The sequence below is a fragment of the Priestia sp. D51 genome, from assembly GCF_053345675.1.
Genome location: NZ_JBLTIR010000005.1, coordinates 238,185 through 253,652 on the forward strand (window position 1 = coordinate 238,185; position 15,468 = coordinate 253,652).

Consider the following 15,468-nt stretch of genomic DNA (forward strand, 5'->3'; position numbering starts at 1 on the left):
AATAGAGTCAAAACCTTGTTAATACACGTATATGAACAAAAAAACAGAACTGCGCGTTCTGTTTTTATCATCATAAAATTCTTGCTTTATTTTTCGACCATTTCGCTTGAGTCCACAGACACAGCCTGTCCTTTGGACTTTTGCACAACGTGGCAATGACGACATCTTGGTTCGTACGATTCAGACGCACCGACTAAAATAATAGGGTCGTCATAAGAAGCAGGCTCACCGTTAATCAAACGCTGCGTACGGCTCGCAGGAGAGCCACATGAAGCGCATACGGCCTGTAGCTTTGTTACCGATTCTGCAATAGCCATTAACTGGGGCATTTGTCCAAAAGGTTCACCTTTGAAGTCTTGGTCTAACCCTGCTACAATCACACGAAAGCCTTGATCTGCTAAAGATTGAACAATTTCTAAAATATCTGTGTCAAAAAACTGTACTTCATCTATCGCTACTACGTCTGTCTCTTCATTTACTCGCTTTAAAATATCGCGCGATGCTGAGATTGAATAAGCCATAACAGATGTACCATTATGTGAAACGACAGCTTCTTCACTATATCGATTATCAATTGCAGGCTTGAACACTTGTGCTTTTTGTTTAGCAAACTGCGTACGGCGCACACGTCGAATCAACTCTTCTGATTTCCCTGAAAACATACTGCCACAAATTACTTCTATCCAACCGCTTTGTTTCATTACGTACACCACTGCGGGACTCTCCCTTCTTCTCGTTCCGTTTCTGAGCGAACCGCTACTAACTTAATCTACGTCTTCTATGTAGATCTTATTCCTATGATAAAGTACCCACTTTTTTATCAAGCAGACACTGTTTTTCTACTTTTTTAAGCAAAAAAACAGGCAAGAAGTTAAGCTACTTGCCTGTTTGTTTCGACAATGTGATTATTTAAGACCGTATTTTTTGTTGAAGCGATCAACACGGCCACCAGCTTCAGCGAATTTTTGACGACCAGTGTAGAATGGGTGACATTCAGAACAAGTCTCAACGCGGATCTCTTCTTTTACAGAACCACTTTCAAATTCGTTTCCGCAAGTACATTTAACCATAACTGTTTTATAGTTTGGATGAATTCCTGTTTTCATTCGTTTCATCTCCTTCCGCCCTGAATCATTCTGAAACAGAGTTTATTGATAAAGATAGTGATGAAATAATAACTATTTCACTGTGTACTTTATCAACACACATGATGAAATTATAACAAGGGTTGTATGCTTTTGCAACCACATGTTTTATAACTTATCGTTTATTTGCTAGAAGCGTTTTTTTCTCTTCCGTTAACATCGAAAAGAACTCTTCATTTGTCTTTGTTTGACGTAAACGTTTTAAGAATTTTTCTGCAAAATCAGGAGCATCTGCCATTGATTTGCGAATTGCCCATAAGTGGTCTAAATGCTCTTTTGGAATTAACAGCTCTTCTTTACGTGTGCCTGAACGACGAATGTCAATCGCAGGGAAGATACGTTTTTCAGCTAGTGAACGATCTAGATGCAGTTCCATGTTACCTGTACCTTTAAATTCTTCATAAATAACATCATCCATACGAGAGCCTGTATCAATTAAGGCTGTTGCTAGAATGGTTAAGCTGCCTCCATCTTCAATGTTACGCGCAGCTCCAAAGAATCGTTTTGGACGATGAAAAGCAGCTGGATCAATACCCCCTGATAGTGTACGACCGCTCGGTGGAATAACTAAGTTATAAGCACGAGCAAGTCTTGTAATGCTATCCATCAAAATGACAACATCTTTTTTGTGTTCGACAAGTCTCATCGCACGTTCAAGGACAAGTTCCGCTACTTTAATGTGATTTTCTGGCACTTCGTCAAATGTAGAACTGACAACATCACCGTCAACCGAACGCTCAATGTCCGTTACTTCTTCAGGACGCTCATCAATAAGAAGAACAATCAATTCCGCATCAGGATGATTGGTTGTAATGCTATTGGCAATTTCTTTTAACAGCATCGTTTTACCTGCCTTTGGCGGCGCAACAATTAGTCCCCTTTGCCCAAATCCAATTGGTGAAATCAAGTCAATAATACGCGTAGAGAAACTTCTTGGCTGAGTTTCCAGCAGCATTTGCTCATTTGGATAAATCGGGGTTAGTGCTGGAAAATGTACGCGTTCTTTTGACGTTTCTGGGTCTTCTCCGTTTACTGCTTCTACATGCAGTAACCCGTAGTAGCGCTCATTTTCTTTCGGAGGACGAACTTTCCCCGATACCTTGTCTCCATTACGCAGATCGAAGCGACGAATTTGTGAAGCTGAGATATAAATATCTTCTGAACTCGGTGAATAGTTAATTGGTCGTAAGAAACCGAATCCTTCTGACTGAATAATTTCAAGAACGCCTTCCATAAATAAAAGCCCATCTTGTTCAGCTTGAGCCTTTAAAATAGCAAAGACAAGTTCTTTTTTCGTTAATTTACTATAGTACGAAACTTTATACTCACGAGCATGTTCATATAGCTCTTTTAATTTCATATTTTCTAAACTGGATAATGTTAAGTTCATTAGGACACCACGCTTTATAATGAATAATTTTTAACCGTTCCTCCCATATTAAATTCAAATATAAAATTGAGAGATGATATGGATGGAATAAATCTGTGAAAATGGAGAATATAACCTTTGAAGTATAATAAGTAGAATCAATTGATTAACCATACACTTTTAGAAGAATAATTCCGACATAAAACCATTTATATTATCTTGATAAATTTAACGTAGCAATTTATATTCTAACCTTTTTCTATCTTTTTAATCAATCTTTTTTTACTTTAGAAGATGAATAAAAAAAAGGAAATTTAATAGCTTAAGAGAAGCAAGGAAAACCTTTTCATAATTTCACATTAAAGGAAATAAACTGGACGTTAAAATAAGAAGTGAAATTTATCTTTTAGCTTCCCCTTTTTATCTATTTACCCTATTCATAAATATATAAGCTACACAGACATAGAAGAACGTTCCTACACCTGTGTAGCTTATTTAACGGCTCATTTCTAGAATTTGCTTTCCTGACTGTTGTGCAATTTGCCTCTATGAATTTTGAAATTGTTCAATTTCTTCTTGAGTCATCTCTTCACGCCAAATCATTGCCCCTAAATCCGATAGCTTGTCTACTAAATGGCTGTAACCTCGGTCAATGTGCTCTAAACCCGTTACTTCTGTAATCCCTTTGGCCATTAAGCCTGCGGTTACAAGGGCTGCTCCTGCTCGTAAGTCCGACGCTTTCACACGTGCACCTTGTAAGTGAATGGGACCATTAATAATAGCTGAACGTCCTTCTACCTTAACAGATGCATTCATTCGTCTCAGCTCGTCAATATGCTTAAACCTTGCACCGTAAATTGTATCTGTCACAACGCTTGTACCTGATGCTCTTGTTAGAAGCGTCGTGAATGGCTGCTGTAAATCAGTTGGAAAACCTGGATATACTAACGTTTTAATATCTACGGGCTTCAACAGCTGACGAGTCGCTACGAGAATCTGATCTGAGCTTGTTTCGATATGAATACCCATTTCCCGCATTTTAGCCGTTAATGACTCTAGGTGCTGAGGGATAACGTTGTCAACAACAACTTCTTTTCCCATACTCGCTCCCATAATCATATACGTGCCTGCTTCAATTCGGTCTGGAATGATGGAATGACGGCATCCTTTTAATTGATCTACGCCATCAATTCGAATAACGTCCGTCCCTGCACCTTTAATACGGGCACCCATACTTGTCAGTAACGTAGCTACATCGATAATTTCAGGCTCTTTAGCAGCATTCTCGATAACGGTACGCCCTTTTGCTCTCACAGCAGCTAGCATGATATTGATTGTTGCTCCTACGCTCACAACGTCTAAATAAATTCGAGCACCAATCAGTTCATCAGCTCGAATGTAAATAGCTCCTTGCTCATTTGTTACTTTCGCACCAAGAGCTTCAAAGCCTTTAATGTGCTGATCGATTGGTCTTGGACCAAGGTAACAGCCTCCTGGAAGACCAACTACCGCTTTTTTAAAGCGTCCCAACATCGCCCCCATTAAATAATAAGAAGCGCGTAATTTTTTTACTTTTCCGTTCGGTAAAGGCATTGCAACCATTCCGGATGGATCTACTGTTAATTCGTCGTTATCAATGGTTACTTTCCCACCAATTTCTTCAACTAAATCCCCTAATAACTGCACGTCTGAAATATCAGGCAGACCTTCAATTGTAACAGGTGACTCGGCTAAAATTGTTGCTGGAATAAGCGCAACGGCACTATTTTTAGCACCACTGACGCGGACGGATCCACTTAAGGTAAAGCCACCTTGTATTTTTAACTTTTCCATTTATAGCTCCCTTCTAGTGAAAGAAAGTTTCTCACCTAGTAATTGAGGAAAATTTTGGTACAAAGAATACCTAAAAGAATGGTTATTTTTCCTATTACCTACTAGTGTACACGAAAATGAAAAAATCATGTATAGTTTCGACAAGATAAAAGAAAAATATGGCATTCACCTGTCAGGATGGTAAATGCCACACAAATTTATACATGTTTAGACATTTCGTTTTTCCCAATCTGCTAAAAATTGGTCAATTCCTGCATTTGTTAACGGATGTTTGAACAATTGCATTAAAACTTTGTAAGGAATTGTCGCAATATGTGCTCCATTTTTTGCAGCTTCTGTTACGTGCATCGGATGACGAATAGATGCTGCAATAATTTCGGATGGAATGTCATGAATTGCAAAAATATCTGCAATATCTGAGATTAAATCGAGGCCATTAAAACCAATATCGTCTAACCTTCCCAAGAAAGGCGATACGTAAGTAGCACCTGCTCTTGCTGCCATTAACGCTTGGTTAGCTGAGAAAATAAGCGTAACGTTTGTCTTAATACCTAAACTATTAAATTCTTTTACTGCTTTTAAGCCATCTGGAGTCATCGGTACCTTGATTGTAATATTCGGCGCAATCGCAGCAAGCTCTTTTCCTTCGCGAATCATGCCTTCTGCATCAAGCGCAATCACTTCTGCACTTACAGATCCTTCAACGAACTCTGTAATTTCACGAAGACGATCTTCAAACGTGATGTTCTCTTTAGCTACTAAACTAGGATTTGTTGTAACCCCCGCTAACAAACCTAATGAATGCGCTTCCTTAATCTCGTCTAAATTAGCCGTATCAATAAAAAACTTCATGAATGCCATCCCCCTGTGTTATGTATTCAGAATGATAAGAAAATTATAGTAAAAATAAAACCGCCTTACAATAAAAATAAGACGGTTTTATTTTTCAGACTCAACTAACTGCAAACAGGCCATCCGAAGATTTCAAATTATGCTTTGTTAGAAGAACCGAATTCACGCATTTTACCTTGAACCGTTTCTTTGATTGCTTCGCGAGCAGGTCCTAAGTATTTACGTGGATCATATTGTTCAGGTTGCGCAGCTAATACTTCACGAACAGCTTTAGCTGAAGCAATTTGGTTTTCAGTGTTTACGTTGATTTTAGCAGTACCTAAAGAAACTGATTTTTGGATATCTTTTGTTGGAATACCAGTTCCACCGTGTAGAACTAATGGTAAGCCTGTACGATCTCCGATTTCTTTCATTTCAGCAAAACCTAGGTTTGGTTCACCTTTGTATGGTCCGTGAACTGATCCTAATGCTGGAGCTAAGCAATCGATACCTGTACGGTTAACAAGTTCTTCACACTCGTTAGCATCTGCATAGATAACACCCTCAGCAATAACGTCGTCTTCTTGTCCACCAACAGTTCCTAGTTCTGCTTCTACAGATACTCCGTGGAAGTGAGCTAGTTCAACTACTTTAGAAGTAATTGCAATGTTTTCTTCAAATGGGTGGTGAGAAGCATCGATCATTACAGAAGTGAATCCAGCATGGATTGCTTTTGCACATGATTCAAAGCTTGAACCGTGGTCTAAGTGAATTGCAACTGGTACTTGAACGTCGTAATCTTCGATTAGAGCTTCAACCATTGCTACAACAGTTTTGAAACCGCCCATGTAGCGTGCTGCACCTTCAGATACACCAAGAATAACTGGAGAGTTTTCTTCTTTTGCTGCTTGAAGAATAGCTTGAGTAAACTCTAAGTTATTTAAGTTAAATTGACCTACTGCATAGCCTTGTTCTTTTGCTGTAATAAGCATTTCTTTCATTGATACTAAAGGCATATTGAAATCCTCCTTAAAATCAACCTTAGATTAGATGCTAACCAAAAGGCACACTCAAATAGTATGCTCTTGAATTGAGTGTTTCATGTAGAAACAACGCGCATCTTTACATAATAGATTGTCGAATTATGAATACAGTAATTAGGATACCAACTAACAATGAAAACAGCAACATTTTTAGGCTGATATTCAAAATTTGTTAGGATGAAAACCCTACCAAAACCTTAATTCGACTTTACTGGTATATATTCCCTAACAACTTTGCGGATTTCATCAATATCAAAAGGTTTTGCAAAGTGAGTTAACGCTCCTAGATCTTTTGCTTCTTGAATCATATCCAATTCACCATAAGCGGTCATAATGATGACTTTAATCGTTTCATCGTGCTGCTTTAACCTTTTTAAAATTTCGATTCCATCCATTCCTGGAATTTTCATATCTAATAAGACAAGATCCGGTGCTTGCTCTTTTGTAATATCAATCGCCTGGAAGCCGTTCGCCGCTTGAAATGTCGTATAGCCTTCTTTTTGCAGCACTTCCGTTAATAAAATACGTATACCATACTGATCATCAACAATTAAAATTTTCTCTGCCAATATAATCCCACCTTTTATATTCCTCTTCTACAGACAAAACTAACATATGTATTTCGCCTTTAAAACAAAAATCCCTGCTAATTAGAGAAATTGTTACAAAACATAGCTTTTTTTGTCATCCATCTAACTTCATTGCACTTTACTTTCATTGTAGCTCATTTCAAGATAGAATACAGATAGCTTTTTTCGTTATAATGTGTAGATAGACGGCTTTAGCCGCTTAAATCGAAGGGAGATTCTATGCTTAAAATTTTCACAACTCAACTTTCAGGTTTTTTTAAACGAATTGAAGAACAAGAAGAATTCCAATTTGAAGATGCCGCGCGTATTTTAGCACAGGCCTCTGTCGGAGAAGGATTTATCTATATTTATGGTGTAGAAGAAATGCATGCCGTTACACTAGAAGCACTAAGCAGTGCAGAACCTTTAAGTCAGGCAAAACCTTTGCCTTTACATGAATTGGATCAGCTGACTAGCGTCGATCGCGTACTGCTTGTCTCTCGATTTTCAACAGATCACAAAGCTGTGGAAATAGCTGAACGTTTAAAGAAACGCGATATTCCATTTGTCAGCATTGCTGCTGTCCCTAAAGAAATAACCGAACCTTCTTTAACAGCACTCGCAGATGCTCATATTGATACAAAATTGTTAAAGCCCCTTATTCCTGGAGAAGACGGCTCAAGATTTGGTTTTCCAGCAATGATGGTCGCTTTATACGCGTACTACGGTTTAATTTTTACATTAAAAGAAATCGTAGAAGAATATGAATAAAAAACACGCTGTCTAAAGACAGCGTGTTTTTATTTCACTTATTTGTTTTGGCCTGACTCCATTGATGCGCGAATAAATTCTTTGAACAATGGTTGCGGTCTTGTTGGACGAGACGTGAATTCTGGGTGGAATTGTGAAGCCAAGAACCATGGGTGGTCTTTAAGCTCTACAATTTCAACTAAACGGCCATCCGGGCTTGTACCAGAGAAGATAAAGCCTTTCTCTTCCATTTGCTGGCGATATTCGTTGTTAAATTCATAGCGGTGACGATGACGCTCATACACCACTTCATCTTGATATGCTTCATATGCAAGCGTATCTTCAGACAATTTACAAGGATATAATCCTAAGCGTAATGTACCGCCTAAGTCTTCTACGTCTTTTTGTTCCGGTAATAAGTCGATAATTGGATAATTTGTTTCAGGTGCAATTTCTGCTGAATGTGCGCCTTCTAATCCTAATACATTGCGTGCAAACTCAACTGATGCTAGCTGCATACCTAAACAAATACCTAAGAATGGAACTTTTTGCTCACGTGCATATTGTGTTGCCACAATTTTACCTTCGATTCCACGATCCCCAAATCCACCTGGAACTAAGATACCGTCTACATCACCAAGTAAATCTTGAACATTTTCTTTTGTTACAAATTCAGAATTTACCCACTTGATATTTACATCTGCATCGAATGCATATCCAGCATGTTTCATTGCTTCTACAACAGAAATATAAGCATCTTGAAGCTCTACATACTTACCAACTAATGCAATTTTTGTTGTGTTTGAAAGTCCTTTTACTTTCTCAACAAGTGCTTTCCACTCAGTCATTTCTGCCTCTTTGCAATCTAATTTCAAGTGATCGCATGTGATTTGATCTAAGTGCTGCTCTTGTAGAGATAGTGGAATTTCATATAATGTTTCAGCGTCTGCACACTCAATAACTGCTTTTGGATCAATGTCGCAGAATAAAGCTAGCTTATCTTTCATATCTTCAGAAATTGGCATTTCTGTACGAACAACAATCACGTTTGGCTGAATACCTAAGCTACGTAATTCTTTTACACTATGCTGTGTTGGTTTTGTTTTCATTTCACCAGCCGCTTTTAAATATGGCACAAGTGTACAGTGAATATACATAACGTTGTCACGGCCAATATCGCTTTTGATTTGACGAATAGCCTCTAGGAAAGGAAGTGATTCAATATCTCCTACCGTTCCGCCGATTTCAGTAATAACAACATCTGCGTTTGTTTCTTTGCCTGCACGGAAAACGCGTTCTTTAATTTCATTTGTGATGTGCGGAATAACCTGAACTGTTCCGCCTAAATAATCACCGCGACGCTCTTTTTTCAATACTGTTGAATATACTTTACCTGTTGTTACATTGCTGTAGCGATTTAAGTTGATATCGATAAAACGCTCATAGTGACCTAAGTCTAAGTCTGTTTCCGCGCCGTCATCTGTTACGAATACCTCACCGTGTTGGTATGGACTCATTGTTCCTGGGTCTACGTTAATGTATGGATCAAACTTTTGAATCGTTACGTTCAACCCACGGTTTTTTAATAAACGGCCTAAAGAAGCTGCTGTAATCCCTTTTCCTAGAGATGATACAACACCGCCTGTTACGAAAATATACTTTGTCATCTATACTTCCCCCTCTAAATAATTTGAACTGTACAATATTAAAAGTTTTCACATAAACAATCACAATTCATTCATTGTGCATGCGAAATTATAAGAAACCTTATGAATGTGAAACGTTCAAGAACCAAAAGAAAGTTTCTATCAAGGATTTATAAGAACATATCGGGGTGTAAAACATTGATAAATAAAATAAAAAAATTGCTCCCAATACCAAAACTGGATTGGGAGCAATAGTCTATTTTAAATAAAAACTTTTTAAATGCTTGTTTAAAGAGCCCAAAAAAGATTCTACCTACTTCGCTTGAAAAAGTCAAGAAGGATTATTTTTCTTTTTCGTCCTCATAATCGTCTTCTTCATCTTCCTCATCATCGTCTAGATCATCTTCTAAATCGTCAAAATCGTCTTCTGCAAGATCATCTTCATCTTCTTCTAGCTCGTCGATGTCTTCAAAATCTTCTTCTTCGTCTAGATCGTCAACATCTTCATAATCTAAATCTTCTTCTAGATCATCAAAGTCTTCAACTTCTTCAACAACAGCTTTTTTCGCTTTTTTCTTTTTAGGTTTTGCAACCGGAATAACTTCTTCTTCAGCCTGGTCAAAAGGATACCATCCACGAAGACCCCAATGGTTGTCCCCTACTGTTAAAAAGCGACCATCAATATTAATATCTGTATAAAACTGAGCTAATCTCGTTTTTAATTCTTGATCTGACATTTCCGCTGCTGCTTTAATTTCAGCAATAATTTCTTGGAATGACATTGCTTGACGATCTGTTTTTTCTTCTAGAAGCGCGTAAGCAATCTCAATCATCGACATTTCTTTTAAATCCGTTTTTGAGTACTGTGCTAAACTCAAATCTGGCACATCCTTTCTATGGCTATGTATATCGAAAATCTATTAAATCAATTCATCATATGTGTAAATGATGGAAACGAATAAATACATACCATTCATTATAAACAAATTCAATACATTTATGCTAGCCTCGTTTCTAAAATTCTCGAGAATTTCGCATAAAACAACGAAAAAATAGACATTTTATTACTATAATACATTCTACTTGATACACCAACAGTATCCTTTGACCAAAAGGAATTCACCATCAGTTATTCTGAGTCCGTTAGGGTTAAGTCTATAAAAGCCGCGATGACCAAAAATAGTCATCGCGGCTTTTAATATATCACTATATACTAACGATACATTATTACATATTTCGACGATATTGCCCACCGCATTCATATAAAGCTCGCGTAATTTCTCCTAAGCTGGCTACTTTAACAGTCTCCATTAACTCTTTGAAAATGTTCTCTCCTTCTGTTGCAGCTTTCTTTAACCTTTTCAGCGCGTCTTCTCTTTTTTCTTCATGCTGCTGTTGAAACTTCTGAAGCTGATTAATTTGATGATTTTTTTCTTCTTTTGATGCGCGGGCTAACTGCATGTCATCAACTGAGGAACTTTCCTCTTCATTTGGATTAATATACGTATTTACTCCTATAATAGGTAAAGCTCCCGTATGTTTTTGCATCTCGTATTCCATCGATTCATCTTGAATCTTACCTCGCTGATACTGCATTTCCATCGCACCTAAAACGCCGCCTCGATCATTTAAGCGTTGAAATTCAGCCAATACCGCTTCTTCTACCAAGTCTGTTAGTTCATCAATAATAAAAGAGCCCTGTAATGGATTTTCATTCTTAGTGAGTCCATGCTCTTTTGTAATGATTAGTTGAATGGCCATCGCTCTACGTACAGATTCCTCTGTCGGTGTTGTAATTGCTTCATCATACGCATTGGTATGAAGAGAGTTGCAGTTGTCATGAAGAGCCATTAAGGCTTGCAGCGTCGTACGTATATCATTAAAATTAATTTCCTGTGCATGAAGCGATCGGCCGGATGTTTGAATATGATACTTAAGCTTTTGACTGCGTTCATTTGCGCCGTATTTATCACGCATCACAATTGCCCATATTCTTCTTGCCACACGTCCAATAACCGTGTATTCAGGGTCAAGTCCATTACTAAAGAAAAACGATAAATTAGGAGCAAAATCATCAATATGCATCCCTCGGCTTAAGTAATATTCCACGTACGTAAAACCGTTGGCTAATGTAAACGCGAGCTGAGAAATTGGATTCGCCCCTGCTTCAGCAATATGATAGCCTGAAATAGACACAGAATAATAGTTGCGCACTTTCTCGTCAATAAAGTACTGCTGAATATCTCCCATCATTTTTAACGCAAATTCTGTGGAAAAAATACACGTATTTTGGCCTTGATCTTCTTTTAAAATATCCGCTTGAACGGTTCCTCTTACTTGTTTCAACGTACCCGATTTTACTTCCTCGTATTCCTGTTCCGTTAAAGGACGCTTTAATTCTTCTTCTTTCTTTTCTACCTGCTGGCTGATAGCTGTATTCATAAACATAGCTAATAATATCGGAGCCGGCCCATTAATCGTCATCGAAACGGAAGTCGAAGGATGGCAAAGATCAAATCCCTTATACAAAAGTTTCATATCATCAAGCGTACAGACATTTACGCCGCTTTCGCCAATTTTCCCGAAAATATCCGGCCTTGGATCCGGATTTTCTCCATAAAGCGTTACAGAATCAAACGCTGTACTTAAACGCTTGGCCTCATCATCTTTTGACAAATAGTGAAAGCGGCGATTGGTTCGTTCTGGTGTTCCTTCACCTGCGAATTGACGCTTAGGATCTTCACCTTTTCGTTTGAACGGAAAAACACCTGCTGTGTATGGAAATGCACCTGGCACGTTTTCTTTATAAAGAAAACGAAGAACTTCCCCGTATTCATCAACCTTTGGAAGGGCCACGCGCGGAATACGCAGTCCTGATAGCGTATCAACTTGCAAAGACGTTTTAATTTCTTTATTTCTTACCTTTGTAATAAGTTCTTCTTGCCGATACTGACTTTTTAATTTAGGCCAGTTTTCCAGCTTTTCAATCGATTCGGCCGTTAGCTGTTTTTGATATTTCTCCTTTAGCTGAGTGAGCTCTTGCTTGGCTGTTTCTGTTTCCACTTCTTCGAGAGCACCCTCTAGCTGATAAAATTTACGCGCTGTTTGCGCTTGAACGTCCGTATTGCGGTGATAAGAGCGAACGCTGTTTACAATCTCCTGTAAATATTGCTGTTGATCATTAGGAATGATGGTATATTTCTTTTCACTTACGCGCTCTGATGATTTTTCTACGTGCCAAGACGTACGGTATGTTTGATGCAGATGATTTACAAGATCTTCAAATAAAATATTTGTTCCCCCGTCGTTGAACTGACTCGCGATTGTTCCGTAAATTGGCATCGTAGAGAGACTATTTTCAAACAGCTGATGATTGCGCTGATATTGACGCTGCACTTGTTTTTTTGCGTCTTCGGAACCTTTTTTTTCAAATTTATTGATGACAATAAAGTCTGCGTAATCAATCATTTCAATCTTTTCTAACTGCGACGGCGCGCCAAATTCGCTTGTCATGACATAAAGAGAGACGTTTGCAATATCTTTAACTTGAGCATCAGCTTGCCCGATGCCGCTTGTTTCGACAATGATAATGTCGAAGCCCGCTTTTTTCACGACGGCAATTCCATCTCGAATGGCCGCCGATAGCTCATGTCCAGATGAACGCGTGGCCAAACTTCTCATATACACACGAGGAGACGCTGCGATGTTCATGCGAATTCGATCCCCAAGAAGCGCTCCTCCGGTCTTTTGTTTAGTTGGATCAACGGATAAAACAGCTACATGAATATCTGGAATATGTTCAATAAACCTTCTTACTAATTCATCCGTAAGCGAACTTTTCCCCGCTCCTCCTGTTCCTGTGATTCCAATAACCGGTATTTTTTGATCTGTCTCGCTGTCGATTACACTTTCTCGTATTTCTTCAAGAGCGGCTGCATGCTCTTTTGTGTATTCATAGGCTTCATTTTCAGCACATGTAATAAGCTGGGCAATTAAACGGTCATTAGCCGGCGTTAAGGTTCGATCATTCGGCAGTGCAGGGGGATTTGTGTAATAACAATCATCGATCATGAATTGAATCATGCCTTCTAACCCCATTTTTCGTCCATCTTCCGGAGAAAAGATTTTAGAGATGCCGTAATCATGAAGCTCTTGAATCTCACTCGGAATAATTACCCCGCCGCCGCCGCCATAAATTTTAATATGAGAAGCCTGTTGTTCTTGGAGTAAATCGTACATATACTTAAAATATTCTACATGGCCGCCTTGGTAAGAAGAAATGGCGATCCCCTGAACATCCTCTTGTATGGAAGCGTTAACAACTTCTTCGACAGATCGGTTATGCCCCAGATGAATGACTTCTACCCCCTTGGCTTGAAGAATCCGTCTCATAATATTAATAGACGCATCGTGGCCGTCAAACAGGCTAGAAGCGGTTAAAAAACGAAGCGGTCTTTTGCTTGTATTCAAACTGTCTCCCCCTCACACAGTTGTTGAAATGAAAAATTTTTAAGTAAAAAATCCAACTGCATATTTGTATATTCTTCTAGTGAATAATGCTTTTGCAGCCACCATCTGCGAAATGCCCACATCTGACCTTGAACAAATAAATGATGAGCAAACAGCGAAATTTCTTTATCCGTAAGTGCAAATTGATTGTTTTCTACGCAGCCTTCGATAATAACCTTAAACATTTCAACCATATCCAGCTCTTTTTTTAATACATATGGAAGCGCATCTTTAGACAGCGATTTCGCTTCTTGGTACATGACTAATACTTCATCTTGAAGCTCATCTACAACTTTAAAATAGTGTTGAATCGCTTGTTGAAGCTCAGCGATTGTATAACGATCCACTACCATCTCTTCTAATCGCTCTCTCACTTCGTCGTAAATGTTGTCACATACAAGATATAAAACATCTTCTTTAGATTGAATATATTCGTAAAGTGTACCGATACTGAACCCAGCGGCTTTGGCAATTTCCCTTGTTGTTGTTCGGTGAAAACCTTTTTCCTTAAATAGCGTGACGGCCCCTTTAATCATTTGATTACGACGCTCTACAATCAGCTTTTCATCTTTAATGGATGTGAGAACTTCTCTCTTTTTCATTTTTTCACCTCTCCTACAACAAGTGTTTTATTTAGCAAGATACCTAGAAATGACGAGACGCTGAATTTCTTGTGTACCCTCATAAATTTGCGTGATTTTTGCATCTCTCATAAAACGTTCTACTGGATAATCTTTTGTATAACCGTACCCTCCAAATACTTGAACAGCTTCTGTCGTTACTTTCATTGCTGTATCCCCAGCATATAATTTTGACATGGCTGATTCTTTGCCGTATGGCAGCCCTTGAGACTCGAGCCAAGCAGCTTGATAGGTTAACAGTCTGGCAGCTTCTATACTCGTGGCCATGTCGGCTAACTTAAACGCAATTCCTTGCTGAGAAATAATGGGCTTTCCAAATTGCTGACGTTCCTTTGCATAAGCCACCGCCGCATCTAACGCTCCTTGAGCAATTCCTACCGCCTGCGCTGCAATACCATTTCGGCCGCCATCTAGCGTCATCATGGCAACTTTAAATCCTTCTCCTTCATTTCCTAGCAAATTTTCTTTTGGAACACGGCAATCCTCGAAAATAATTTCTGTGGTAGGTGAAGAGCGAATGCCCAGTTTCTTTTCTTTTTTACCAACTGAAAATCCCGGCATATCTTTTTCAATAATAAAAGCGCTCGTGCGTTTTTCATTAGGATCGATGCGAGCAAATACGACGTAAATATCCGCTTCGCCGCCGTTTGTAATAAAGATTTTAGAACCATTTAAAATATAATCTTCTCCGTCCTTTACAGCGAGCGTTCTCATTCCTCCTGCGTCTGATCCAGCACTCGGTTCCGTTAACCCATAAGCACCTATTTTCTCACCCGTTGCCATAGGTTTCAGGTATTTTTGTTTTTGTTCTTCTGTTCCGAATGTATAGATTGGCCAGCCGGCAAGAGAAGTATGAGCCGACAACGTAACGCCTGTTGATGCACATACTCTAGATAGTTCTTCAACGGCAATGCAATAAGCTAGATAGTCACTGCCGATTCCTCCGTATTGCTCTGGCCATGGAATACCTGTTAATCCTAGATCAGCCATTTGTGTAAAGATTCCTCTGTCAAAACGCTCTTCTTCATCTCGTTGTGCAGCTGTCGGAGCCACTTCGTTTTTGGCAAAGTCTCGCACCATTTTTCGAATCATTTCGTGCTCTTCTGAAAGTTTAAAAAACATGATTATTCCC

At 38.8% G+C, this 15,468-nt stretch carries 13 protein-coding genes; 1 reads left to right on the forward strand and 12 read right to left on the reverse strand.

All coding sequences use genetic code 11. The features are described 5' to 3' along the window. Nucleotides 1-86 precede the first annotated feature (86 nt). The 7 genes from ACNHOZ_RS20935 to ACNHOZ_RS20965 form a co-directional block, all read right to left on the reverse strand. Nucleotides 87-701, reverse strand: coding sequence for a thymidine kinase (locus ACNHOZ_RS20935; RefSeq protein WP_153252841.1), 615 nt, complete (start codon nt 699-701; stop codon nt 87-89). A 204-nt stretch (nt 702-905) separates the two neighbouring features. Further along, on the reverse strand, nt 906-1,106 hold the full coding sequence (gene rpmE / locus ACNHOZ_RS20940) for a 50S ribosomal protein L31 (protein WP_013085477.1): 201 nt from the start codon (nt 1,104-1,106) through the stop codon (nt 906-908). 154 nt (nt 1,107-1,260) lie between these two features. Beyond that, nucleotides 1,261-2,535 (reverse strand): transcription termination factor Rho, encoded by a 1,275-nt coding sequence (rho, locus tag ACNHOZ_RS20945; protein ID WP_014457752.1) that lies wholly within the window; start codon nt 2,533-2,535, stop codon nt 1,261-1,263. Nucleotides 2,536-3,060: 525 nt separating this feature from the next. Next, complete coding sequence (locus tag ACNHOZ_RS20950; protein WP_028411974.1) at nt 3,061-4,347, reverse strand: UDP-N-acetylglucosamine 1-carboxyvinyltransferase; 1,287 nt, start codon at nt 4,345-4,347, stop codon at nt 3,061-3,063. Between the two features lie 207 nt (nt 4,348-4,554). Next, nucleotides 4,555-5,199 carry a fructose-6-phosphate aldolase gene (gene fsa, locus ACNHOZ_RS20955; RefSeq protein ID WP_063248430.1) on the reverse strand — a complete coding sequence of 215 codons (645 nt, stop codon included), beginning with the start codon at nt 5,197-5,199 and terminating at the stop codon, nt 4,555-4,557. 137 nt (nt 5,200-5,336) lie between these two features. Continuing rightward, complete coding sequence (locus tag ACNHOZ_RS20960) at nt 5,337-6,194, reverse strand: class II fructose-bisphosphate aldolase (protein ID WP_013059826.1); 858 nt, start codon at nt 6,192-6,194, stop codon at nt 5,337-5,339. 224 nt (nt 6,195-6,418) lie between these two features. Beyond that, the gene (locus ACNHOZ_RS20965; protein ID WP_087944205.1) at nt 6,419-6,793 is read right to left on the reverse strand and encodes a response regulator; all 375 of its coding nucleotides are present in this window, start codon (nt 6,791-6,793) and stop codon (nt 6,419-6,421) included. 237 nt (nt 6,794-7,030) lie between these two features. On the opposite strand from ACNHOZ_RS20965, the gene ACNHOZ_RS20970 reads away from it, so the two are divergent. Further along, nucleotides 7,031-7,561, forward strand: coding sequence for a DUF2529 family protein (locus ACNHOZ_RS20970; protein ID WP_033580394.1), 531 nt, complete (start codon nt 7,031-7,033; stop codon nt 7,559-7,561). 38 nt (nt 7,562-7,599) lie between these two features. Here ACNHOZ_RS20970 and ACNHOZ_RS20975 read toward each other — a convergent pair whose 3' ends face one another. The 5 genes from ACNHOZ_RS20975 to ACNHOZ_RS20995 all read right to left on the reverse strand — a co-directional run bounded on the left by ACNHOZ_RS20975 (nt 7,600) and on the right by ACNHOZ_RS20995 (nt 15,458). Continuing rightward, nucleotides 7,600-9,207 (reverse strand): CTP synthase, encoded by a 1,608-nt coding sequence (locus ACNHOZ_RS20975; RefSeq protein ID WP_033580393.1) that lies wholly within the window; start codon nt 9,205-9,207, stop codon nt 7,600-7,602. Between the two features lie 320 nt (nt 9,208-9,527). Then, a complete protein-coding gene (gene rpoE / locus ACNHOZ_RS20980) occupies nt 9,528-10,064 on the reverse strand; it encodes a DNA-directed RNA polymerase subunit delta (protein WP_033580392.1) in 537 nt (178 codons plus the stop codon). A gap of 349 nt (nt 10,065-10,413) precedes the next feature. Continuing rightward, nucleotides 10,414-13,656: a fused isobutyryl-CoA mutase/GTPase IcmF gene (gene icmF / locus ACNHOZ_RS20985; protein WP_034263990.1), complete on the reverse strand. Its 3,243-nt coding sequence runs from the start codon at nt 13,654-13,656 to the stop codon at nt 10,414-10,416. Continuing rightward, nucleotides 13,653-14,297: a TetR/AcrR family transcriptional regulator gene (locus ACNHOZ_RS20990; RefSeq protein WP_014457745.1), complete on the reverse strand. Its 645-nt coding sequence runs from the start codon at nt 14,295-14,297 to the stop codon at nt 13,653-13,655. Before ACNHOZ_RS20990 ends, icmF begins: the two co-directional genes overlap by 4 nt. 27 nt (nt 14,298-14,324) lie before the next feature. Beyond that, nucleotides 14,325-15,458 carry an acyl-CoA dehydrogenase gene (locus tag ACNHOZ_RS20995; protein ID WP_013059833.1) on the reverse strand — a complete coding sequence of 378 codons (1,134 nt, stop codon included), beginning with the start codon at nt 15,456-15,458 and terminating at the stop codon, nt 14,325-14,327. Nucleotides 15,459-15,468 lie beyond the last annotated feature (10 nt).